Genomic DNA, 22,665 nt, shown 5'->3' on the forward strand with positions numbered 1-22,665 from the left:
TCAGGCGTGAACGGCCTTACCGAAATTGTGATCCGCTTTTTTGACCTGCTGGAAGCGGAAGGCCGGCAGTTGCAGCGTTCTGCCCTGCTCACGGTGCGCATGGCCGCGCTGCTGGTTCTTGGCCTGATCTTCGGGGCTGTGGCCGTGTTTTTTCTGGTCGCAGCCCTGTATCAGGCTCTTGTGGTAATTCTGCATCCGGTCTGGGTTCTGTGTATCATGGGCCTGGTCTGTGCGGGCATCGCCGGAGGATTGTTGTGGCTGTCGCTCCCACGCAAGAAACAGGTTCAGTAAAAGAAGCCAAGTGCCGTCTGCGCGAGGCTTCGGCAGGGTTTGATCCTTATGCCCTGGTGCGGGCGCGCCCCCTCTCCTGCGCGGGAGGAGCCTTTTTGCTCGGCCTTGGCTGGAAATGGTTGCGGCCGGGGCGGGCTGTGCCTGCCCTGGCGGCGCTGTCGCTCCAGATGGTGGGCAGGGCGCTTGCCAAAAATCTGGCCGTCCGCCTGAAGAGCGGTCTGACGCAGGAACGTCCCGGCAAGACCGCCGACGGTTCCGGCGCGGGAAATGAAACGGGCGGCCAGGGCGGCGCTGCCGCCGGCGGCACATCAGCCTGGAGCAGCTTACGAATGAAATGAATCAGAGCAATTTAAGAAAACACTGATTAAAGAGCCTGTTGGAAACGCGCAGTCGTTTCGTTTGGCAAGGCGCGATCTTTTCTTGAAGCAGGAGTGGACCCTTCCGTCTTCGACTGTTTCAAAAAAAGTGAAACAACGCCGCCAAACGGAATAAATCAGCGTTTCCTTAAATGCTCCAGAGTGTGATGCGGAACAACGGGTATGGACGAAAAAGAAATTATTGCGCTTCTGACAGACAGGTATGCCATAGCCGCCGTTGTGACGGTCATCCTTTTTTATTTCACCATACGGGGGCAGAAGCGCAGCGCCAACATCGTGGTGCATCTGGCCCGCGTGTGCGCAGCCTGCGCCCTTGTGGTGGCCACAAGCCTTTGCGCGCGCGAGCTTGCGGGCAAGTTTGGCATTTCCTTCATAAATCCGAACTATATTGATATTTTTCAGCGCGTTGTCATTATCCTTATCTTGATGCGCGAAGCCTTTTTGGGCATTAACCGTTTTTGCGATCACCTGGCGAAAACCAGCGGCGACGCCACGCTGGGGCGTATGGTGGCGCGTCTGCTCAAAGCGGGCATCTGCCTGTGCGTCATGCTGCTTTTTGGCGAGTACCTGGGCGTGAGCTTTGCGGGCCTGCTGACATTCGGCGGTATCGGCGGCATTGCCATTGGTCTTGCGAGCAAGAACATTCTTGGCAATTTCTTTTCGGGCCTTATGCTGTATTTCGACCGTCCCTTTGACATCGGCGACTGGGTGCGATCCCCGGACCGCAAGGTCGAGGGTACCGTGATGGAAATCGGCTGGCGCATGTGCAAGATCATGACCTTTGAGCACTATCCGCTTTACGTGCCCAATGACGTTTTTTCATCCATCTGTATTGAAAACATAGGGCGCATATCCAGTTACCGTATAAAACTGCAGGTGGGGCTGCGGTATGAAGATGCGGACAAGGTACAGGCCGTTGCCGAGGGCCTGGAGAAAATGTTGCGGCAAGACGATGGGATTGACAGGGATCAGACGATTCTGGTCTGCTTTGACGAATTTGCCGACTCATCACTGAATGTTATGATCTACTGCTACGCCAATACGTCGGACTGGAGCCAGTTCATGAAAATCCGGCACAACGTGTACCTGAAAATCATCAGTGTGGTGCATGGTCTTGGGGCAGACTTCGCCTTTCCCACGCGCACCCTGTATCTTGAGAAGGATGACGCCGCCTCTGCGCCTGTCACCTCCGCGCAGCCCTGACTTTTCAGAATAGTGAATTTGGTGTTTTTGCATCCCCTGAAACGCCGAAGCTTGCTCTTGCAGACGATCACGGGCTTTACTTTTTTAGGGGATCAAATTATAATATCCTGATATCACTTCATATCTATTGGTGAACCGATGGTTGACTGTCCCCGCCCCGGGAGCCACGGCAGCAAGAACTGTGTGGCTGACGCATTTTTTGTGATCCTGGCTGCGCTTTATGCGTTGTCAGTGGCCGTGGGCATTGTGTCCCTTTCAGGGCGGGGCGCCGAACTGGACACTGACCTTGCCTGCTATGCCTTTGCCATGGCTGGCGAACATCTGCCTGACAATTTTCACGCCGACCCCCTGTTGCGCGAGGCGACGCCCGCCAATTCGCTCTGGAATCTGCAACAGTTTGCGGCCGAAATCCTGACCCCTGGCGATCAGTACGCTGTGGGGCTGCTGCGGGCGGGCGCGCTCATCATCTTCGTCTATCTGACGGGCATGTATCTGCTGGGGCGCTGGCTCTACGGCAGGCCTGGGCCAGCCCTGATACTGGCCCTGCTCATGAGCATCACCGTATGGGTGGGCTGGGGCACCTTCTGGGGCGTCACCCATTCTGATCCTATACCCCGCACGTTCTTTGCCGCCCTGTGGCCCTTTATGCTCATGGGGGCCATGACCGCGCTGCGCCATGCAGCCTGGCGTCCGGCAGTCATGCTCGTTGCCGGACTGGGCATGTGGGTGCACAGTCTGGGGGCGCTGAACACAGGGGCCATGTTCTTTCTGGCCTTTGCCTTTCACAGGCCGCAGGGTTGGACATGGTCACGGCATATATTGAGCCTTGTGCTGTGTCTGGTGGTCTACTTTGTGCCTGTGCTGCTCTTTCTCTGGCCTTCGCTTGCGCAGAAGCAGGCTCTCGGGCCAGCGGAACTCGAAACATTTCACGCGCTCTTCTCCCAACGCTGGGCCAAGGATTACGGGCATTTTGCCAGGCGGCTGGCGCTTTTTCTGTCCTTGGACAAACCCGTGTTCTGGATTTTGCTGGCCGGACTTGGCAGCTGGTTTGTGGTGCTGCGGCACGGCAGTGAGCGGTTACGGCGCCTTGCGTCCATGTGTCCGGCCTTTGTGCTGGCCCTTGCGCTGGTGGCCACATTTTCCTGGCTGGAATCCCTCCTCGCGCCGCGTATGGGGCGGCTGCCCATGGCGCACGAATTCGTGCGCGGGCTGCGCTATCTTCTGCCCCTTGCCTGGATACTGATCGGCGGGGCTCTCGGCCTACTCTGGCCCCGGTTTTCCGGCTGGCTGCGCACGGGTTTTTGCGCGCTGGCAGTGCTGCTTTTGCTGCTTTGCAATGGCGACAGGCAGAACATGGCCGCCCTGTATGCCATAGCGGAAAAAACAGGGCTTCCGTTGCCGTATGTGTCCAGGGCAGAAGAAGACGCGGCCCGCGCCAAAAGCCACCGCGAGGCGCTTGAAGCCCTCAGGGAACTGACGGTTCCCGGAGATGTCGTGTTCAGCAACTCCGGCGACCTGGGCGTGCGGCATATCGCCCAGCGCGGGCTTTTTCTCACCTTCAAGGACGGCTATCACCCGTATTACAACAAAAATCTTGACCAGGCGCGGCAGTGGCTTGCCAATGAGAAACTGCGCACCCAGAGTCCCGCGGGCTATGTGGACGTGTGGCTGAATTCCGGCTTGCCATGGCTTATCAGCGACAGGCCCGAAGACCGCGACACGCTGGAAAAGTACGGGCAGGTGGTGTGGGAAAATCCCGGCTGGCTTATAGTGCGCCGGAAGGCCGACATTTCAGCGTCCCCTGCTGGCATCTCCGCGTCCCCAGTTGGCGTTCCCGCTGCTCCGGTCGATGTTTCCGCGCCCCCGCCGCCCCCGGCTGGCGCGCCCCCGGCGGAGCCTCAAGACGCGCCGCGATAACTAACCGGCGCTCCACGGGCAGGGCCTGCGCGCACCTTGCGAAGCACGGGCCAATTGGGCATAATCATTGGGGTGAACCACTCCAGACCCGTGCGGAGGCCCCATGCAGCCTGAACTTCTACTTTTCGATATTGGCAATACGTCCATAAAGATCGGGCTGGCGCACGAGCGGCAGGTGTCGACCTCATATACCTTGCGCACCGATGTGGGGCAAACGGCAGACAATCTCGGCCTCAGCCTCATCACTCTATTGGGGCATGCGGGCATTGCGCCGCAAAGCCTCAAGGCCTGCGTGGCCTCATCCGTGGTGCCGGGATTCGATCCCCTGCTGCGCGAGGCCGTGTCCCGGTATGTGGGCTGCCCCCTGCTCTGTGTCGGCATGGATTTGCCGGTTCCTCTCGAAAATCGTTACGAACGGCCCGGCGAAGTGGGGGCCGACAGGCTGGTGGGCGCTTACGCGGCGCGCCGCCAGTGTCCCGAAGCGCCCGGACTGCTTGTGGTGGACTTTGGGACCGCCGTCACCATTGACTGCGTCAACGGTGACGCCTACATGGGCGGATTGATTTTTCCCGGCCCGCGCACGGCGCTGAGCGCGCTTTCGCGCGAAGCCGCCAAGCTGCCCAGAGTCAATCTGGACGTGCGGGCCGATGAGCCCATGCCGGGGCGCAACACCACCACCAGCATACAGCATGGCCTGGTCTTCGGCTTTGCCTGTATGGTGGAGGGGCTGACGCAAAGGCTTAAAAGACAGTTGCCCGGCCCTGTGAAGGTGCTGGGCACAGGGGGCTTTGCGGCCTCCATTGCACGGGTAAGCCCGGTTTTTGATCACGTTCTGCCCACCTTGTTGCTTGAGGGTTTGCGGCGGCTGTACTATGAAGAGCGCACGGCGCTCTGATGCCCGCGTAGACGGAGCAAACATATCTGCCGCCCGTTTCGGGCGGAATCAGCGCCATTTTGCGTTAGCGTATAAAGAAAACAAGCCCAAGAGGGCAAAGGAGCCACACATGAGCAGCATTGCCTCGGTATTTGGCCGTGAAATTCTGGATTCGCGCGGTAATCCCACCGTTGAGGTGGAAGTGACCCTGGAGTCCGGGCTCAGAGCGCGGGCCGCCGTTCCTTCCGGGGCTTCCACCGGCAGCCGTGAAGCCCTTGAAATGCGTGATGGCGACAAGGCGCGGTATTGCGGCAAGGGCGTCACCAAGGCCGTGGACCATGTGAACGGCGAAATCGCCGACGCCCTGCTCGGCATGGATGTGCTGCGCCAGGTGCAGATAGACAATACCCTTATTGACCTCGACGGTACGGACAACAAGTCCCGTCTGGGCGCCAACGCCATGCTTGGCGTGTCCATGGCCTGCGCCAGGGTGGCGGCTTCGTTTCTGGGCCTGCCGCTCTACAAGTACCTCGGCGGCATCAACGCCAAGGTGCTGCCCGCGCCTATGATGAACATCATCAACGGCGGCGCGCACGCCCCCAACAACCTGGATATCCAGGAGTTCATGATCATGCCCGTGGGGGCCATGACCTTCCGCGACTCCCTGCGCATCGGTACGGAAATTTTCCATACCCTCCAGGGCATCCTCAAGAAGGACGGCCACGTCACCAGCGTGGGCGACGAGGGCGGCTTTGCCCCCAACCTCAAGGATCATGATGAAGCCTTTACCTACATTATCAAGGCCATTGAAGAAGCTGGCTACAATCCCGGCACTGAAGTGGCCCTGGCCATTGATGCGGCCGCCAGCGAATTCTACAAGGACGGCAAATACGTTCTGGCCGGTGAGGGCAAGACCTTCAACAATGCCGAAATGAGCGAATGGCTGGCCGAGTTCACGCGCAAATACCCCCTTATTTCCATCGAAGACGGCATGGCCGAAAGCGACTGGGACGGATGGGGAATGCTGACCGCCAGCCTGGGCGACCATGTGCAGCTGGTGGGCGACGACGTCTTTGTGACCAATCCCTCCATTCTGGCCGAGGGCATCGCCGAGGGCGTGGCCAACTCCATCCTCATCAAGCTCAACCAGATCGGCACCGTCACCGAAACCCTGGACACCATCGAGATGGCCAAGGAAGCGGCGTACACCACCGTGATCTCGCACCGCTCCGGCGAAACGGAAGACAGTTTCATTGCCGACCTGGCAGTGGGCGTCAACTCCGGCCAGATCAAGACCGGCTCCCTGTGCCGCTCCGAGCGTATGGCCAAGTACAACCAGCTGCTCCGTATTGAAGAAGAGCTGGGCGACGATGCCGAATTCTTCGGCCCCATGCTGGCGGAATACTATTCCCTCGGTTCCGACGACTAGAGCGTTTTACCTTTGAAATGCCTTGTGGGAGAGGGACCCTTTTGCAAAAGGGTCCCTCTCCCACGCCCCCACCCCCTAGAGCAGATTACCTTTGAAATGCTTCACATTTCAAAGTTTTCATTCAGCCGAAAAATGCGATTTTCGGCTGAATCCACGCCACGTTGTGGCGCGCTGCACTTTCGTGCAGCGTTAGAGCATCTACACTTTTTCAAAGTTAAAATGCTCTAAAATTTTTACTGTGCCGTAAGCGCCGCGCCTGCCGTGTCCGCCGTATTTGGAGTAACCGCCATAACCGGGTGGAAAACGGCGCGTGCGCCTTCAGGCTGCTCCAACGAACGCAGCCGCCAGAGCTGGTACATCATAAAATCGCTCTGGATTTCTGGCAGATATAAAAATAGGAGCCCGTGGCCGCACTGTGGCCGCGGGCTCTGACAGTATTGTTCCGCAATGATTGCCGGGCCTTGCCATGGGCACGGGGCAGGCGCGATCAGACCGGGGTGGATAACGTGGGCGGAGCGCTTGAGATTGGAAGCTGGGCAGTCTATACTGCAATTTCGTAGGTCAGAATGATGTCAACCGTCTGCGAACCTGTGGACGGAAAATCCATGGAGCAATACATGATAGTAATTGACGGCAAGAAGACCGCGCAGGATATCCGCACCGAACTGGCTGTCGAAGTGGGCGAGGCCAGGGCCGCAGGTCGCCGCGCGCCGGGTCTGGCTGTTATTCTGGTGGGTGAAGATCCGGCTTCGCAAGTATACGTGCGCAACAAGGAAAAAGCCTGCGTCGACGTGGGCATTGTTTCTTTTGCCTATCGCCTGCCGGCTGATACCGCGCAGCAGGAGCTGCTGCAACGTATCAGGGAATGCAATGCCCGGCCCGATGTGGACGGTATTTTGCTGCAATTGCCCCTGCCCAAGGGGCTGGACGCCCAGGCCTGCCTGCTGGCCATTGACCCGGCAAAGGATGTGGATGGATTTCATCCCGAAAACGTGGGGCGGCTCTCGCTCGGGCTGCCTGGCTTTGTGTCCTGCACGCCTGCCGGGGTTATAGAGCTTCTGCGCCGTTACAACCTGCCCACCAGGGGCAAAAAGGCCGTTGTGGTGGGGCGCTCGGACATTGTGGGCAAGCCCCTTGCCCTGCTGCTGACCCGCTCCGGCGAATTCGGCGACGCCACCGTCACCATCTGCCATTCCCGCACTCCCGATCTCGCGGCGGAATGCCGCGGTGCGGACTTTCTTTTTCTTGCCATCGGCAGGCCGCGCCTTATCACGGGCGACATGGTGCGCCAGGGCGCAGTGGTCATCGATGTGGGCATCAACCGTGGCCCCGACGGCCTGTGCGGCGACGCGGACTATGAAAGCGTGAGCGCCAAAGCCTCCGCCATCACGCCCGTTCCCGGCGGCGTAGGCCCCATGACCATAGCCATGCTGCTCATGAACACCGTTCATTCCTGGCGGCAACGCACGGCTGGCGAATCGTCGTCAGAGCATGGCCACGTTGAAATGCCTTGCGGGTGAGGGCCTCTTTTGCAAAAGGGGCTTCTTCCTCGCGTATCACCCGTCTAAGGTCTTTACTGGATGTCAGGATGGGACAGGGTGTTTTTTGATCCGGAGCGGAGTGTTAGAGCATATAACCTTCCCGGCGCGAGACACAAAGGAGCGCGAATGGATTTCAAGACTGCGGTCAGAACGTGTCTGTTTCGAGAGTACAGTGACTTCAGGGGCCGTGCTTCGCGGTCGGAATTCTGGTGGTTCGTGCTCTTTGGCGCCATCGTTAATTCGTTTCTGGGAATTTTCAGCAACGCCTCGCCACAGACAGGCATGCTGACAAGCGGTCTTGTTAGTCTCATACTGCTTTTGCCGCATCTTGCGGTGACCGCCCGCCGCCTGCACGACGCCAACCTTTCCGGCTGGGTTCAGGCGGCCCCCATAGGGCTGGCCGCGCTCGGGGGGCTTGCCCTGTATCTTGACTTTGGCACATCCGCATATATGTGCATCATGCTGGCTGGTCTGAGTGGTCTTGGGCTGCTCATCCTTTACGCCCGCAGGGGCACTGTGGGACCCAACCGTTTCGGCCCCGACCCGCTGGAAGACGGGGCGGCCGCATCCACACCAGCCGCCAGCGCAGCTGCTGCCGGCGCAAACGCCGATGGTGGCGCTGATAATGGCTGGGCGCGACTGGCTTCTAAGCCGGGCGACACCCAGGCGCGGGGCGGGGATGCCTCCGGCGTGGAGCCGGGGCAGCGTGCCGTGCCTGACAAAAGAGACTGATCCGTCTTTTTAGAGCAGATTAACTTTGAGAATATACATTCTCAAAGTTTAAGGCACGCTCACTACGGCGTTTAACCGCGCAGATAAACTGCGCTTACGCCTTCGCGGCGGGCGCCTGCTCACGCAGTCGCCAGAGCAATTTCACTTTGAAATTGCTCTAACCCCGCTGGTTCGCGCTGGAAGCCGCTTTGCAGCGGCTATTGCAAGACCTGCGGCTATAGCGTATGGCCCGGAAATCCTATGCCATACTGTGAGGACACCTATGTTCCGTAATGCAAAAAATGTCGGTTATTATATGATTGGCCAGGGCAGCCTGAGCCAGCTTGGAGATCTTTTGGCCACACGCCGCGCGGCTGTGGCTGGCCCCGCGGTCTTTTTTCTGGATCACTTCTTTCAGGGCAAGGACCTGACGGGCAAACTGCCTGTGGAAAGCCGCGACATGGTGCTCTACATCGACACCGCCAGCGAACCCACCACCGACAGCGTGGACGGCTACACCGATCAGGTGAAGGCCTTTCTGAAGGGTGCGGAGCCCTGCGCCCTGGTGGCTCTTGGTGGCGGCTGCGTGCTTGACACCTGCAAGTGCGTCGGCAACCTGCTTGATAATCCCGGCAAGGCTGAAGACTACCAGGGCTGGGATCTGGTCAAGAACCCCGCGCCCTACAAAATCGCGGTGCCCACCCTGTCGGGCACGGGCTCCGAAACCTCGCGCACGGGCATTATCTGCAATGAGCAAAAGAACATCAAACTGGGCATGAACAGTGACTTCACCATGTTCGACCAGGTGCTGATGGATCCCGAGCTCACGGCCAGCGTGCCCCGCAACCAGTATTTTTACACGGGCATCGACACCTACATGCACTGCTTTGAGAGCATCACCGGCTCGTACCGCAACGTTGTGGTGGACTCCCTGGCGGCAAAAGCCATCGACCTCTGCAAGCAGGTCTTTCTCTCGCAGGACATGATGAGCGAAGAAAACCGCGAAAAGATGATGATCGCCTCCTACCTGGGCGGCATGGCCGCCGGTTTCGTGGGCGTGGTGCATCCCCTTTCCGCCGGCCTCAGCATGGTGCTGCACATGCGCCACGGCATAGCCAACTGCTATGCCCTGTCCGTGCTGGAAGACATCTATCCCGAGCAGTACAAGGAATTCATGACCATGATGGAACGCCAGGGCATTGATCTGCCCAAGGGCATCTGTCAGGGCCTTACCGACGCCCAGTACGACGCGCTCTACGGGGCGAGCATCGTGCATGAAAAACCGTTGTCCAACCGCCTTGGCCCGGATTTCAAAAAAATCCTCACCAAGGAAAACGTCATCGATCGCTTTAAAAGGATGTAGCCGCAGGGCTGGCATCTGGACACTAGAGCAATTTCATTTTGAAATTGCTCTGGCGGATGCGGGAGCAGACGCCCGCCGCGGAGGCGTAAGCGTAATTTATTGCGCTGTTACGCGCCGAAGTGGGCGTCTTGGAAGCATTGAGAATGGATATTCTCAATGCGAAAATGCTCTACTGTCATCATCTGCCGGCGGCGGGGGCCAAAGCCTCGCCGCCGTCAGCCACTTTCGGACGGCAGCCCCAAGGCGTCCTGCCTGCCAGATGCCTGGCAGCGCCGTACTGTCATGGCTGATCCGCCTTGTGGAACGCAGGCCGGCGCAAGTTTTGCCGGGCCGCGTTTCAAGCGCAAAACTCCACAGTGAGGAGTCTCATGGATATCAAAGTCAACTTCAGCGGCCGCGCCATCCGTTACACCGAAGACGAGATCGCCGTGGTGGTAGAGGCCATGCGCAATGCCGATCCCCTGACCCAGGGACCCTATATGCGCCAGTTTGAAAGCAAGTTCGCCGACTATCAGGGCGTTGCCCAGGGCACGTGCTTTACCACCATGAATGGCTGCTCCGCGCTGGAACTTTCGGCTCAGCTCTGCCTGTTCAATGAAGGCGACGAGGTGGTCATTCCCTCCCACACCTTCACGGCTTCGGCCTATCCGTATGTCAAAAAGGGCGCAAAGCTTGTCTGGGCAGACGTGGACCTGCACACCCGCGTGGTCACGGCCGAAAGCATCGAGCGTGTGCTGAGCCCGCGCACCAGGGTCGTGGTGGTGGTGCACCTTTATGGCTATGTGGCGGACATGCCCGCCATTGCCGCCCTGTGCAAGGAGCGCGGCCTGATCCTCATCGAAGACGCGGCCCAGGCCATCGGGGCCGAGGTTGACGGTGTCAAGGCCGGAGCCTTCGGCGACATGGCCATCTTCTCCTTCCATTCGCACAAAAACCTCACCACCTTGGGCGAAGGCGGCATGTTGTATGTGCGCGCCCCCAAACTCGCGGCCATGGTGCCTACCCTGCGCCACAACGGGCACTGCGGCTTTGACTTTGAACGCCCGGACTACTGGAAGCCCGCCATGGGCAACGTGGACATGCCCATTATCGACGGGCGCATGGTGCAGCCCAACAACTACTGCCTCGGTGAAGTGGAGTGCGCCCTGGGCGCAAAACTGCTGGAGCGCATTGATGAAATCAATGACCAGAAGCGTGCGCGCGCCCTGGCCTTCATCGACGCCCTGAAGGATTTTCCCGAGCTGGAATTCCACCGCGAAGACAGCCGCCGTCACAACTACCATCTGCTGGCGGCCCGCATGACTTCCGGTGTTGAGGCCCGTGACCGTTTCATGCGCGCCATGTTCAATGAAAAGGGCGTCAAGTGCGTGGTGCAGTATATTCCGCTGGACAGGTACGAGTACTACCGGCGTCTGGGCATGGGCGAAGCCTGCTGCCCCAATGCCGACGTGTTTTTTGACACCATGATTTCCTTCCCCTTCCAGCACTGGCTGTCGGAAGAGGAGTTTGACTACATGCTGGCGTCGACCCGCGAAGTGCTGGCGAAAATCCGTTAGAGTCTTTTGCCTTTGAAATGCGTCACATTTTAACGGTAATCTGAGCCGGGACTGCGGTTTTCGTCCCAGGCCGCGTCATATATAAAGGCGCTTGCCGGGGGGCGCGCCAAGGCGCCGCCCCCCGACGGCCTTCAAGCAATTGTCCGTTGAAAACGCTCTGGCCACTGCGGGGGCAGGCGCCCGCCGTTAAGGCGCCAGCTCAGGTATAGGCGCGTTACCTGCCGAAGCGGGCGACTGAGCCGTTGAGACCATCGATTTGCACTGTAAGTCTGCTCCGGGCTTTGCAAAAAGACTGTGCCGCCTTGGACAGCCGGGCATCCCCAACGAACGGGCCGCGTTGAAAATGGTTTCAAACCGGCCAGCCGCATAAGGGTTAACCGTGAAAGAACGCTGTATTGTCATTCCCGCCATCAAGAAAAACGCCGTCATACCCGACCAGCTGGTGAAAAAACTTGCTGGCGTGACGCTCGTGCAGCGGGCCATCAATACGGCGCGGGGCGTTCTGCCTGGTGAAGACATTGTGGTGCTCACCGACAGCCAGGAGATCTCCCTCATCTGCGAGCGCGCCGGGGTGGGCTTTCGTCGCAACAAGGACCTGCGCTTCACGTCGCTGGATATTGTCAGCGAAATGCGCGTGCTGTTGGACGAACTGGCGCAAGAGTATGAGCACTGCATCATTCTGCGCGCTTCCTGCCCTCTGCTGACCTGGGTGGATGTGGAACACGCCTGGAAAAAATACCGCGAGGCCGATGCCGACAGTCTTGTGACCGTCAAAAGCGTGCGGCAGCGCATCTGGAACATGCACGGCGAAGGGCTTGAGGGCCTGCTGGACGATGACGCGGCCCCGGATGAAGAAAAGACGCTGGTTGTCGAAAGCCGCGCGCTCATCATGCTGCGCCTGTCCTGTCTTGCGAACCCCAAGGGGCCGGGGCGGGGGCGCGTCATCCCCTATTTTCTCAATGACAGGGCCATTGAAATCCAGGGCTATCAGGACTGGTGGATATGCGAGCGCCTGCTGGAGCGGCGGCATGTGGTCTTTGTGGTGGCCGGCTGGCCCGCCATCGGCATGGGCCACGTGTTCCGGGCGCTCATGCTGGCGCACGAGATTTCCAACCACAGGGTAAGCTTTGTCTGCACGCGCGAAAGCGAACTGGCGGTGGAGAGCATTGCCCGCAGGGATTACAAGATCGTGCGGCAGGGTCAGGAAGACCTGGCCGACACCGTGCTTGCCCTGCGGCCCGACCTTGTGATCAACGATATCCTCAATACCACCACGGCCTATATGAAGCGCCTCACCAACGCGGGCGTCCGCTGCGTGAATTTTGAGGATGAAGGCCCCGGCGCGTCGCTGGCCCGGCTGGTGGTCAACGCCCTGTACGAGGGCAAGAGTACGGACAGGATTTGCTGCGGGCCGGAATTTTTCTGCCTGCGCGACGAATTTGTGAACGCGGCGCGTAATCCTTTTCGACCTGAAGTCAAAACCGTGCTCATAACCTTTGGCGGCACGGACCAGCACGACTGCTCGCGCCGGGTGCTGGACATCATCGAGCCCATCTGCCGTGGCTACGGCATTGCCATCCGTCTGGTGGCAGGGCCGGGCTATGCCCATAAGGAGGCCATGGAAGAGCGCCTCCATAAGCTCGACAATCCCCTGGTCACCTTTACCTGGGCCACCAATGTCATGAGCCGCATGATGGAAGGGGCCGACCTTGCCATCTGTTCCGCCGGGCGCACGGTTTACGAACTGGCCCATATGTGCGTGCCCGCCCTTGTGCTGGCCACGCATGAGCGTGAGGCGCGCCATACCTTTGCCCGCCCACGCCACGGTTTTGCTTTTGTGGGCATAATGGACCGCGTGAGCGACGGCAGGATACGCAACACCTTTCTGGCCATGCTGAAAAATCCGCGCCGCGAACGCTTCTGGCAACGGCAGGCTGACATGGATTTTACCGTCAACAAGGGCCGTGTGGTGCGGCGCATGCTGGGGCTTCTGAACGAACGCCCCCAGGATACGGAACGTTAGGGCATTTTACCTTTGAAAAAGTGTAAATGCTCTAACACCGCACGAAAGTGCAGCGCGCCACAGCGTGGCGTGGATTCAGCCGAGCTTTAGCCGTTGCGACGAATGAAAACTTTGAAATGTGAAGCATTTCAAAGTTAATCTGGTCCAGAGCATTTAACACTTGAAATGCTCGCGCACGGCAGGCAAAAGCCTGCCTGTGCGCATTTCGTGGCAAGTATTTTCAGGAAAATCCTCGCAGAGCAGCTAACTCATTTCATTCGCAATCTGCTCTAGCGCCAGGGCAAATACATATTTTCAACGCCGATCTGTTCAAAAGGAAGTATCATGTCCAGTAAAGGCAAGGTTGTCGCCATTGTTCAGGCCCGGCTGGGGTCCAGCCGCCTGCCCCTGAAATCCCTGCTCTGCCTGCGTGACGTGCCGGTTATCGACTGGGTTACGCGCCGTCTTGGCGTGTGCGCGCGTCTGGATTCCATCATGGTGGCAGTGCCGGAGACCCCGCTGGATGTGGTGCTGCTGGAACACCTGCGCCGTCGCGGTATCCCCTGCATGGCCGGGCCGGAAGACGACGTGCTGGCGCGGTTCTGCCAGGCCGCCCAACTGGCGGACGCCGGTCTTGTGGTGCGCGTGTGCGCGGATAACCCGCTCATCTGGAGCGGAGCCGTGGACAGGCTGGTGGATTTTTACCGTCAGGGCAACTGGGATTACGCCTACAACCATATCCCGCGCAATAACCTCTGGCCCGATGGCCTCGGGGCCGAGATACTTTCGCGCGAACTGCTTGAGGATATGGGCCGCAAGGCCGCACTGCCTTCGCAGCGTGAACACTGCCTGAATTATATCTGGGACAATGCCGCCGATTTTCACATCGGCACCTTTGACCCCGCTGAAGACTGGCTGCGCCGCCCGGATCTGCGCCTGGACATGGACAGGCCCGACGACTTCCGCCGTCTGGCGCTCTTGCCCATCTCGCCCGATATGGACGCGCGGGCCATTGTGGACGTGTGCGGCACGGCCTGCGCCAAGGCCTGAGGGAAGGGCTGAGATCGGGGTATGTTTTTTTGAAGTGCTTTGTGGGGGAGGGACCCTTTTGCAAAAGGGTCTCCTCCCCCACGCCCCCACCCCCTAAAACTCTTATTATAGTTTGGTAGAGTTGAAAGGGTTTTCTGATCTGAGGTGGGGAGGTTGAACAGCGCCTTCCACAGCCAACACCGGATTGCAAAATTAATCTGGGTAGATTGAGCCCACGCCTATTCTTGCCCGTTTAAAAGAAACATAGATCAAAAGGCTCCCCGGCACTGTCGGGGAGCCTTTTGATCTATGAAGCGATGTGCTGCATGTATTGTTCAAGGCAAGCCATGCGCAATCCTTTTGAAACTGTTCAGGCGGCGGCGGGAGCAGGCGTTCGTTGCGCCGATGCTGTGAGGGGCCCTCCCCCACAAAGCTCTCCCAACATAAAAATACACTAAAATCCTTGTTCCAGCGGCGGCCATACCAGCCACGGCCCGTCGGGCGTCACGGTACTGGCTTTGCCGGGGGCCACATGCACCTCACGGCCCCATACGCTGATGCGGTTCTGGGCGAACCACTGGATGGCCTGCGGGTAGATGCGGTGCTCCATGGCGTGGATGCGCTGCATGAGGTCGTCCACCTCTTCGCCGGGGTTCACGGGCACGGCGGCCTGAATGATGACCGGGCCGCTGTCCATCTTTTCTTCTACAAAATGCACGGTGCAGCCGGATATCTTGACGCCGTACCCGCAGGCGTCGGCGCCGCCGTGTACGCCGGGAAAGCTGGGCAGCAGGGCGGGGTGGATATTGATGATACGGCCTGAAAAGGCTTCCAGAAAGGCCGTGCTCAATATGCGCATGTACCCGGCCAGCACGATGAGCTGTGCGCCGTGATCCTGAAGGGTCTGCACCACGGCGAGATCAAAACTCTCGCGGTCGGCAAATTCCTTGTGGTCCAGCACCACGCATGTAACGCCGGCCTTGCGTGCCCGCTCGATAACGCCCGCGCCTGGGCGGTTGCAGACGATGCAGCAGATGTTCACGTCAAGAACGCCAGCGGCGGCTTTATCGATCATGGCCTGTGCGTTGGAGCCGCTGCCCGAGGCGAGTATGGCGATATTCAGTGGCATGAGGTTTCCGTTTTATTAAGAAGACACTGATTAAAGAGCCTCTTGGAAACGCGCAGTTGTTTCGTTTGGCAAGGCGCAAACTTTTTTTGAAGCAGGAGTGGACTCTTCCGTCCTCGACTGTTTCAAAAAAAGTGAAGCAACGCCGCCAAGCGGAATAACTCAGCGTTTCCTTAGAGCTTTTTTATGCGGACCCGCCGGTTTTGTGAACCCTGGCTTCACTCGCTTCGGTTCAGGAGGCTCCCCGCAGCATACTGCAACAAGGTAAAAGTTTTTGGGGGTGGGGGTGTGGGGGAGGAGACCCTTTTACAAAAGGGTCCCTCCCCCACAAAATACTTTCCCCTGCAAAAGCCAGCCCGGACGCGGGTCAGGCCTTGGCGAAGTGTTCCTGCAGCGCCGCAACCAGAGCGGGAATGGTGTATTCCGCTGGCTGGATGTGGCAGGGCAGACCGTTGGCCGTCAGTGTGTCGGCCGTAATGGGGCCGATGGCGGCAAGCTGCACTTCGGGATGGGCCTTGAGCACGGCCGCCGGGATAAGGGAGAGAAAGTTCTCCACAGTGGATGAAGACCCGAAGGTCACGCAGTCCAGCGTACCGGCCGTGATACGTTCCAGCACCTCGTCCCTGCGGTGGGCGGCGGGCACGGTCTGGTAGGCGGAGATGACGTCCACAACGGCTCCGGCCTTGCGCAGTTCGTCGGGCAGCACTTCACGGGCCTTGGCGGCGCGGGGCAACAGAAAACGCTTGCCGCGCACGTTGCCGTTTTCGCGGGCCACAAGGCCGTCAAGCACGCCCTCGGCCACATAGCGATCGGGGATGAAGTCGGGCGAAATACCGCGTTGCGTCAGGGCATCGGCGGTGGCGGGGCCAATGGCTGCCACCTTGCAGGCGCCCAGGGCGCGGCTGTCCTTGCCCGCCTCGGCCAGACGCTGCCAGAAATGGCGCACGCCGTTGACCGAGGTGAAGATGATCCAGTGGTAGTTGGCAAGTCTTGCGAGGGCGGCGTCCAGTTCCGCGTAGTCGGCCATGGGGCTGATCTCAATGGTGGGGCACTGGATAACCTCGGCCCCCAGTTCCGTCAGGCTGGCCGCGAGACCGCTGGCCTGCTCGCGGGCGCGGGTGACCACAATGCTGCGGCCCATGAGGGGCTTTTGTTCAAACCAGTTGAGCGTCTTGTGCAGACTCGCCACCTTGCCCACCAGGATTACGGAAGGGTTGGTGAATTTGGCCTCAATGGCGGCGGCGGGCAGTTTTGCCAGTGTGGACACAAGGCTGCGCTGGCGGGGCGTTGTGCCGCGATAGATGAGGGCGGCCGGGGTGTCCGGGGCCATGCCGGCATCCAGAAGGTTGCGGGCAATGTCGGGCAGGTTTTTCATGCCCATGACAAAAACCAGTGTGGAGGCGCTGGCCGCCAGGGCGGGCCAGTTGTGGACGGAGCCGGGCTTGTCCGGGTTTTCGTGGCCGGTTATGATGGTCACGGAAGACGCAAAGTCGCGGTGGGTCAGCGGTATGCCCGCATATGCCGGAGCCGCGATGGTGCTGCTGATGCCGGGCACTTCTTCAAAGGGCACTCCGGCGGCCACAAGCTCTTCGGCCTCTTCGCCGCCACGTCCGAATATGTAGGGGTCGCCGCCTTTCAGGCGGGCCACGATCTTGCCTTCCTTGGCCTTGCGCACCAGCAGGGCGTTGATTTCGTCCTGGGGCAGGGCGTGGTTGCCCGCCACCTTGCCCACATAGATTTTTTCCGCGTGGGGGCTGGCGTGGTTGAGCAGGCTGTCATTGGCCAGAGCGTCGTAGACCACCACGTCGGCGGCGGCCAGAGCGTCACGCCCCTTGAGGGTAAGCAGGCCAGGGTCGCCGGGGCCTGCGCCGATCAGATACACCTTCATCATTACTGAACGCCTCCTCTGGCCAGTTCAAGCAGCGTGCGCGCGCCAAAGGCCGAAGGCCCGGCGGGGCACAGGGGCGTGGGCTTGGCGGCCCAGTCAACCCCGGCAATGTCCAGGTGCGCCCAGCGTACCCCTTCCTGAATGAAATGCTGCAAAAAGAGCGCGGCGTTGATGGCCCCGCCTTCGCGCGGGCCCATGTGGCAGATGTCGGCCACGTCGCTTTTCAATTGTTCGGCATAGGGCTTCCACAGGGGCAGGGGCCAGAATTCTTCGCCGCATGCGCCCCCGGCGGCGCGGATGCGCTCGCTGAGGTCTTCATCATCGCTGAAGAGCCCGGCCACCTGCGTGCCAAGGGCCACAGCGCAGGCTCCCGTGAGGGTGGCTATGTCCACCATGGCGGCGGGGGTCCAGGTTTTCTGGGCGTAGGCCAGGGCGTCGCACAGGGCAAGGCGGCCTTCGGCGTCGGTATTCTGGATTTCAACGGTATCGCCGTTGGCGGCCCGCACAACATCGCCGGGGCGCATGGCGCGGCCTCCGGGCATGTTTTCGGCGCAGGCCAGAAGGCCGATGACCCGGCGGGGGGCCTCTTCCTGAGCCAGCGCGGCCACGGCGGCCAGCACGGTGGCGGCCCCGGTCATGTCGGCCTTCATCTGGTGCATGTTGGGAGCGGGCTTGAGGCTGATGCCGCCCGTGTCAAAAGTGATGCCCTTGCCCACGAGGATAAGGGGCTTGTCCTGCTCGTGGTCCTTGGGGGCGTATTCAATGATGACGAGGCGGGGCGGACGGCCGGAGCCCTGGCCCACGGCCATCAGGCAGCCCATGCCTTCTTTTTCAAGGGCGTGCTCGTCAAGCACGGTGCAGGCAAAGCCCTTCTGGCGGGCCAGTTCCTGGGCGCGTTCGGCCAGCTTTTCAGGATAGAGCAGGTTGGGGGGGGTGCTGGACAGGTCGCGGGCCATGCCCACGGCCCAGGCCGCGGTTTCACCACGGCGGGCGGCGGCGTGGGAGGCGTCGGGCACTTCTTCGCCGTCAAAGCCGAGGGCCAGCCACTGCGGATCGGCGGGTTCATCCTTGTCGGCCTTTTTCAGCGCCGAAAAACGGTACAGGGCCAGCTCTGCGGCGCACACGCATTCTTCCACCAGGCGTTCGCGGCCGCCGGGCAGGCGGGCAAGGGCCGGTTCGGGCAGCAGTATGGAAGCGTAGCCTTTCTGGCGGCACAACTGCACGGCAGCGGCAATGGCCTTGCGGATGCCCGCGGTATCCACCTTTTCTCTGGGGCCAAGGCCCACGGCCAGCACGCGTGGCACGGAAAGCTCGGGATGCCCGTGCATGAGGGCAAGCTCGCCGGCCTTGCCCTTGAAGTCGCGCAGGGCGGGCGCAATGGCCAACCAGGGCGCGGCCTTGTCAATCTGGGGGCAGACTTCCGTCAGGGCCTCATCCTGGCAGACAGGGGCCAGCATGACCTCGCCCTTCCAGTGTTCCGGGCCAAGATTCTGAAAACGTATATCCATGGGCTGCGTTCTCCTCATATGTGCCGCACGCATGCGGTGGTAGGCAGGCTTCTGGCACTGTGTGCGGCGGCCTGTCCGGGTTGGGAATATACGCTGCCCCGGCCTTTTTGCCAAGGGTGCAGCACGACGGGCCTTGCCGCGCCGCCACAGCAGCGCCTCATGCCGGTCAGAAGTCGCGCGCCGGGGACGCGATGCGCAGGGCAGTGACAGCCATGCCGCGCTTACGGCGTGGCGGCGCTTTTTACCGGATTTTTTGCCAGGTCTTGCAATTTTTCGTCATAGCCGTCGCCCCAGGCGCGCAAGGAGCGCATGATGGGGATGAGCGACACGCCTATGGTCGTCAGTGAGTATTCCACACGCGGCGGAACAGTTCCATAGGCTTCCCGGTGAATGATGCCGTCATGCTCAAGTTCACGAAGCTGCTTGACCAGCATGCGCTCGCTGACATCGGGCAGGCAGCGGCGCAGCTCGCCAAAGCGAAGGACAGGGCGCTCCGCCAGAAAATAGATGATAAGGAGCTTCCATTTGCCGCCAATAAGGTCAAGAGTGAGTTCAAAGCCGCAACGGTACGGCTTGTTTCCCGGTGTTTTGGTTTCGCAGGCGTCAGGCATGGCAACTCCGGCCTGGTAAAAGCATTCATACTATATTTTTTGTTAGTACATGATTTTTTTGTCAGTACTTACAAAATTGCATGAAAAGGATAGTATCCAAGCATTACCCTATCCGCAAGGAGCAAAACAATGAAAGTACTCGCACTTAACGGCAGCCCGAGAAAAAATGGAAATACGGCGGTATTGCTGGAAAAAGTTCTGTCGCCGCTGATGGAAGCAGGCTGGGAAACCGAGCTTGTGCAGATTGGCGGCCAAAAAATCCACGGCTGCCGGGGCTGCCAGAAATGCCTGGAAAAGCAGGACGAACGATGTGTATTTGACGACGACATCCTCAACGGAATTCTGGAAAAAATGCTCGCGGCAGACGCGATGATTCTAGGAACGCCGTGCTACTTCAGCGACATGAGCGCGGAGATGAAGGCCCTTGTGGACCGCGCCGGATATGTGGCCTTTGTCAACGGCGGTCTGTTTCAGGGCAAGATAGGGGCCGCAGTCGTTGCCGCAGGCAGCGGCGGGGCAACGCACGCCTTTGACAGCATCAACCACATGTTTCTCATGTCGCGGATGCTTGTTCCGGGATCGACGTTCTGGAACATAGGTTACGGCAGGGACGAAAAAGAGGTTGTAAGCGACGAGCGCGCCATGGAAAACATGCGTCATCTCGGACGTGCCATAGCATGGCTCGGCAAGGCGACAGCCCCGCACATGGCGAGCTTTCCGGCGTAGCGGCTCTCGCGACATCAGCGAACCCCGCACGATACGAGCGGACTCCGCACGATACGGGAGTGCCCCGTGCCGGGCAAGCCGGGGAGCGTCGAAGGCCGGCCTTGTCAGCGCTCCGGCGGCAAGGCTGGCCTTGTCATGCGCGGGCGGTGCGGGCATGGTGGGGCATAATCCTTGCAAATATCCCGCAGGGGCTTGCCGCCGCATTGACCGCGCCATTTTTCTGTCACTGGAAGGACCATGCTCATATATATCCACGTTCCCTTTTGCAGCACGCGCTGCCGCTACTGCGCCTTTTTTTCCAATCCTCTGGGGCGCGGGGTGGACCCTGTGTCATCCCCTGTGGTGCGCGACTATATTGACACCCTGTTTATGGAGATGGCCCACTGGGGCGACCGCCTGGGCGGCAGCACCGTGCAGTCGGTATTTTTCGGGGGCGGCACGCCGAGCCTGTTGCCGCCGCGCGTCATAGGGCACATTATGGAACGCCTTGGCCGCTACTTCAAGCTGGCGCACAAGGCCGAAGTGACGCTTGAGGCCAACCCCGAATCCCTGCGGGGCGGCCACCGCGTGACCCAGTATCTTGAGGCGGGCATCAACCGTCTTTCCATCGGCATTCAGAGTCTTGACGACAGCATGCTGCGCATGCTGGGGCGTCCGCACAAGGCCCAGGACAGCCTGCACGCGGCCTTTCTGGCGCGGGAGGCGGGCTGCGCCAACATCAACGTGGACCTCATGTGGGGCCTGCCGGGGCAGAGCGTGCGGCAGTGGCTGCAAACCCTCAAGGACGTCATGCGCATGAGCCCGGACCATATCTCGGCCTATGGCCTGACCGTGGAACCGGGCACGCCCCTGGAACTGGATGTGGAGGAAGGCCGCCTGATATTGCCTCCGGAGCGCGACCAGAACATCATGTTTATGGAAGGCGCGGCCCTGCTGGAACAGCACGGCTACCTGCACTACGAGATCTCAAATTTCGCCCGTATGGGCTTTCAGTGCCGTCATAATATGGGCTATTGGGAGGGCGAGGACTATCTGGGCCTCGGGCCTTCAGCCACATCGACCATAGGCGGACAACGCTGGACCAATCCGGCAAGCCAGAGAGCCTGGGACATGCGCGCCCGGGACGGAAGCCTCGGTCAGGAAGTGGAGGTTCTTGATGCGCAGACGCGCGTGCTGGAACTGCTCATGCTGCGGCTGCGCACGTCACGCGGATTGCAGGTCAAAGCCTACCGGGAGATGACCGGGCGGGATTTTGTGCGCGACCACCAGCGCCTGGTGCAGGCCCTGCATGAAAACGGACTCATACGCATACGTAACGGCTATTTGCGGCTGACGCGCAGCGGCATGCTGGTGTCCAACTCCATTTTGAGCAATCTGTTCGCGCGCACGCGCGAAGTTCTCAAGCAGGGTCTGGCCTCCGGAGCGCGACCAGACGTGAAGCCTGCCGTCGGCACGGGCGCCGGCAGCCTTGGCGAGGCTGTACTGGCGGAAAGGGCCGTGGGCCAGGTGGCCGGCCAGCCGGGCGATATGACGGCAGGGGCGGCTGACGCGGCCGCGCAGGATGTTGTGATTCCCGCCGGACCGCTGGGGCACAAAAGGAACGCCCGCAGCAGGCCGGAGATACGCACGGTGCAGTGGCCCAAGGCCTGAGGCTCAACATCTGAGGCCCCGATAGTTGTGGTTCAAGGCTTGAGGCATGACGTCCTGAGCATGCGGTGTGCGGTTTGGTGCCTAAAGCATGAGGCCCGCAGGGCTTGCCTGAACCGTTGCAGCGTCAGCGGCTTACGGATAACGACAGCGACTCTTTGGGTAAGATTTTTGCGTAACTCATTGCCGTCTTTATCCGTAGCTTCCTGCGTCACAACGGCTAAAGCAACGGCTGCCGCAAAGACAGCAATTGGTTAATAGAACGAACAGATTGCTGATGGCTGTCGCAAATCGCATTTTTCGGCTGAATGAAAACTTTGAAATGTGAAGCATTTCAAAGTTAATCTGCTCTAGTGGAACGTGCCGAGGGCCAGAAGCTGTTCGAGCACGCCCGCGTCGGCAGGCAGAAAGCCCAGGCCCGGGGCTTCGTCCGGGCTGACCCATCGCAGATTCTGCCCTTCTACGGCGCAGGGCTCGCCCGCAAACTCGGTAACGTGAAAAAAATACAGGCGCACGATGAGTTTCCGCTCCAGGTAGTGGTGCTCAACACACTGCCAGTAGCTGGCCTCGCGTACGCCGATGCCCAGTTCTTCAGCCAGTTCGCGCCGCAGCGCTTCTTCCGGGCTTTCATTGCCCTCAAGCTTGCCGCCGGGAAACTCCCAGTAGCCTTCCATTATCTTGTTGGTGGGCCGTTGGGCGGCAAGAAAAAGCCCGCCGCGCCAGATTATGCCCGCCGCTACATCAATTGTTTGCGTGTAATCCATCCCCGATCTTTTCCTTTGAATCCCTTGAGAAATTGCGCCGCAGGTCTGCCATGTTGTGGCATGACCACGGGTAGTGCGACGCCCTGGCCCGCCCGTCAGAGC

At 60.2% G+C, this 22,665-nt stretch carries 19 protein-coding genes; 14 read left to right on the forward strand and 5 right to left on the reverse strand.

The features are described from left to right. Positions 1-6 precede the first annotated feature (6 nt). The 12 genes from ACZ5DH_RS13845 to ACZ5DH_RS13900 all read left to right on the forward strand — a co-directional run bounded on the left by ACZ5DH_RS13845 (position 7) and on the right by ACZ5DH_RS13900 (position 14,314). Complete coding sequence (locus ACZ5DH_RS13845) at positions 7-291, forward strand: hypothetical protein (protein ID WP_464254829.1); 285 nt, start codon at positions 7-9, stop codon at positions 289-291. Beyond that, positions 255-629, forward strand: a complete 375-nt coding sequence (locus ACZ5DH_RS13850) for a hypothetical protein (RefSeq protein ID WP_464254830.1) — start codon at positions 255-257, stop codon at positions 627-629. The genes ACZ5DH_RS13845 and ACZ5DH_RS13850 overlap by 37 nt, the downstream gene beginning before the upstream one ends. A gap of 201 nt (positions 630-830) precedes the next feature. Then, the gene (locus tag ACZ5DH_RS13855) at positions 831-1,871 is read left to right on the forward strand and encodes a mechanosensitive ion channel family protein (RefSeq protein ID WP_464254831.1); all 1,041 of its coding nucleotides are present in this window, start codon (positions 831-833) and stop codon (positions 1,869-1,871) included. Positions 1,872-2,054: 183 nt separating this feature from the next. Beyond that, complete coding sequence (locus ACZ5DH_RS13860) at positions 2,055-3,788, forward strand: translation initiation factor 2 (protein ID WP_464254832.1); 1,734 nt, start codon at positions 2,055-2,057, stop codon at positions 3,786-3,788. A 103-nt stretch (positions 3,789-3,891) separates the two neighbouring features. Further along, entirely contained in the window at positions 3,892-4,683 is a 792-nt protein-coding gene (locus tag ACZ5DH_RS13865; protein ID WP_464254833.1) for a type III pantothenate kinase, read from the forward strand. 109 nt (positions 4,684-4,792) lie between these two features. Next, positions 4,793-6,091: a phosphopyruvate hydratase gene (eno, locus tag ACZ5DH_RS13870; protein ID WP_464254834.1), complete on the forward strand. Its 1,299-nt coding sequence runs from the start codon at positions 4,793-4,795 to the stop codon at positions 6,089-6,091. Between the two features lie 617 nt (positions 6,092-6,708). After that, positions 6,709-7,611 (forward strand): bifunctional methylenetetrahydrofolate dehydrogenase/methenyltetrahydrofolate cyclohydrolase FolD, encoded by a 903-nt coding sequence (folD, locus tag ACZ5DH_RS13875; protein ID WP_464254835.1) that lies wholly within the window; start codon positions 6,709-6,711, stop codon positions 7,609-7,611. Between the two features lie 147 nt (positions 7,612-7,758). After that, entirely contained in the window at positions 7,759-8,364 is a 606-nt protein-coding gene (locus tag ACZ5DH_RS13880) for a DUF805 domain-containing protein (RefSeq protein WP_464254836.1), read from the forward strand. Positions 8,365-8,626: 262 nt separating this feature from the next. Continuing rightward, positions 8,627-9,706 carry an iron-containing alcohol dehydrogenase family protein gene (locus tag ACZ5DH_RS13885; RefSeq protein ID WP_464254837.1) on the forward strand — a complete coding sequence of 360 codons (1,080 nt, stop codon included), beginning with the start codon at positions 8,627-8,629 and terminating at the stop codon, positions 9,704-9,706. A 368-nt stretch (positions 9,707-10,074) separates the two neighbouring features. Then, complete coding sequence (locus ACZ5DH_RS13890) at positions 10,075-11,262, forward strand: DegT/DnrJ/EryC1/StrS family aminotransferase (RefSeq protein ID WP_464254838.1); 1,188 nt, start codon at positions 10,075-10,077, stop codon at positions 11,260-11,262. A 379-nt stretch (positions 11,263-11,641) separates the two neighbouring features. After that, a complete protein-coding gene (locus ACZ5DH_RS13895) occupies positions 11,642-13,285 on the forward strand; it encodes a cytidine 5'-phosphate N-acetylneuraminic acid synthetase (protein WP_464254839.1) in 1,644 nt (547 codons plus the stop codon). 324 nt (positions 13,286-13,609) lie between these two features. Beyond that, positions 13,610-14,314: a cytidylyltransferase domain-containing protein gene (locus ACZ5DH_RS13900; protein WP_464254840.1), complete on the forward strand. Its 705-nt coding sequence runs from the start codon at positions 13,610-13,612 to the stop codon at positions 14,312-14,314. A gap of 433 nt (positions 14,315-14,747) precedes the next feature. Here the strand turns inward: ACZ5DH_RS13900 and purN are convergent, their stop codons facing one another. From purN to ACZ5DH_RS13920, 4 genes are all read right to left on the reverse strand, one after another. Then, positions 14,748-15,422 carry a phosphoribosylglycinamide formyltransferase gene (gene purN / locus ACZ5DH_RS13905; protein ID WP_464254841.1) on the reverse strand — a complete coding sequence of 225 codons (675 nt, stop codon included), beginning with the start codon at positions 15,420-15,422 and terminating at the stop codon, positions 14,748-14,750. A 364-nt stretch (positions 15,423-15,786) separates the two neighbouring features. Then, on the reverse strand, positions 15,787-17,307 hold the full coding sequence (cobA, locus tag ACZ5DH_RS13910) for a uroporphyrinogen-III C-methyltransferase (protein ID WP_464256563.1): 1,521 nt from the start codon (positions 17,305-17,307) through the stop codon (positions 15,787-15,789). 2 nt (positions 17,308-17,309) lie between these two features. After that, the gene (locus ACZ5DH_RS13915; protein WP_464254842.1) at positions 17,310-18,815 is read right to left on the reverse strand and encodes a leucyl aminopeptidase; all 1,506 of its coding nucleotides are present in this window, start codon (positions 18,813-18,815) and stop codon (positions 17,310-17,312) included. Positions 18,816-19,036: 221 nt separating this feature from the next. After that, a complete protein-coding gene (locus tag ACZ5DH_RS13920) occupies positions 19,037-19,426 on the reverse strand; it encodes a winged helix-turn-helix transcriptional regulator (protein WP_464254843.1) in 390 nt (129 codons plus the stop codon). Between the two features lie 129 nt (positions 19,427-19,555). Here ACZ5DH_RS13920 and ACZ5DH_RS13925 point away from each other — a divergent pair, with 129 nt between their 5' ends. Continuing rightward, positions 19,556-20,152 carry a flavodoxin family protein gene (locus tag ACZ5DH_RS13925; RefSeq protein WP_464254844.1) on the forward strand — a complete coding sequence of 199 codons (597 nt, stop codon included), beginning with the start codon at positions 19,556-19,558 and terminating at the stop codon, positions 20,150-20,152. Positions 20,153-20,389: 237 nt separating this feature from the next. Continuing rightward, the gene (gene hemW / locus ACZ5DH_RS13930) at positions 20,390-21,802 is read left to right on the forward strand and encodes a radical SAM family heme chaperone HemW (RefSeq protein ID WP_464254845.1); all 1,413 of its coding nucleotides are present in this window, start codon (positions 20,390-20,392) and stop codon (positions 21,800-21,802) included. A 347-nt stretch (positions 21,803-22,149) separates the two neighbouring features. On the opposite strand, the gene ACZ5DH_RS13935 is transcribed toward hemW, so the two are convergent. After that, positions 22,150-22,563, reverse strand: a complete 414-nt coding sequence (locus ACZ5DH_RS13935) for a (deoxy)nucleoside triphosphate pyrophosphohydrolase (RefSeq protein WP_464254846.1) — start codon at positions 22,561-22,563, stop codon at positions 22,150-22,152. Between the last annotated feature and the right edge of the window lie 102 nt (positions 22,564-22,665).

Source organism: Desulfovibrio simplex (assembly GCF_055387835.1).

Coding starts and splice junctions, on each gene's coding strand:
- ACZ5DH_RS13855 (WP_464254831.1), top strand. CDS start 831: ATGGACGAAAAAGAAATTATTGCGCTTCTGACAGACAGGTATGCCATA.
- ACZ5DH_RS13865 (WP_464254833.1), top strand. CDS start 3,892: ATGCAGCCTGAACTTCTACTTTTCGATATTGGCAATACGTCCATAAAG.
- eno (WP_464254834.1), top strand. CDS start 4,793: ATGAGCAGCATTGCCTCGGTATTTGGCCGTGAAATTCTGGATTCGCGC.
- folD (WP_464254835.1), top strand. CDS start 6,709: ATGATAGTAATTGACGGCAAGAAGACCGCGCAGGATATCCGCACCGAA.
- ACZ5DH_RS13880 (WP_464254836.1), top strand. CDS start 7,759: ATGGATTTCAAGACTGCGGTCAGAACGTGTCTGTTTCGAGAGTACAGT.
- ACZ5DH_RS13885 (WP_464254837.1), top strand. CDS start 8,627: ATGTTCCGTAATGCAAAAAATGTCGGTTATTATATGATTGGCCAGGGC.
- ACZ5DH_RS13890 (WP_464254838.1), top strand. CDS start 10,075: ATGGATATCAAAGTCAACTTCAGCGGCCGCGCCATCCGTTACACCGAA.
- ACZ5DH_RS13900 (WP_464254840.1), top strand. CDS start 13,610: ATGTCCAGTAAAGGCAAGGTTGTCGCCATTGTTCAGGCCCGGCTGGGG.
- purN (WP_464254841.1), bottom strand. CDS start 15,422: ATGCCACTGAATATCGCCATACTCGCCTCGGGCAGCGGCTCCAACGCA.
- cobA (WP_464256563.1), bottom strand. CDS start 17,307: ATGAAGGTGTATCTGATCGGCGCAGGCCCCGGCGACCCTGGCCTGCTT.
- ACZ5DH_RS13915 (WP_464254842.1), bottom strand. CDS start 18,815: ATGGATATACGTTTTCAGAATCTTGGCCCGGAACACTGGAAGGGCGAG.
- ACZ5DH_RS13920 (WP_464254843.1), bottom strand. CDS start 19,426: ATGCCTGACGCCTGCGAAACCAAAACACCGGGAAACAAGCCGTACCGT.
- ACZ5DH_RS13925 (WP_464254844.1), top strand. CDS start 19,556: ATGAAAGTACTCGCACTTAACGGCAGCCCGAGAAAAAATGGAAATACG.
- hemW (WP_464254845.1), top strand. CDS start 20,390: ATGCTCATATATATCCACGTTCCCTTTTGCAGCACGCGCTGCCGCTAC.
- ACZ5DH_RS13935 (WP_464254846.1), bottom strand. CDS start 22,563: ATGGATTACACGCAAACAATTGATGTAGCGGCGGGCATAATCTGGCGC.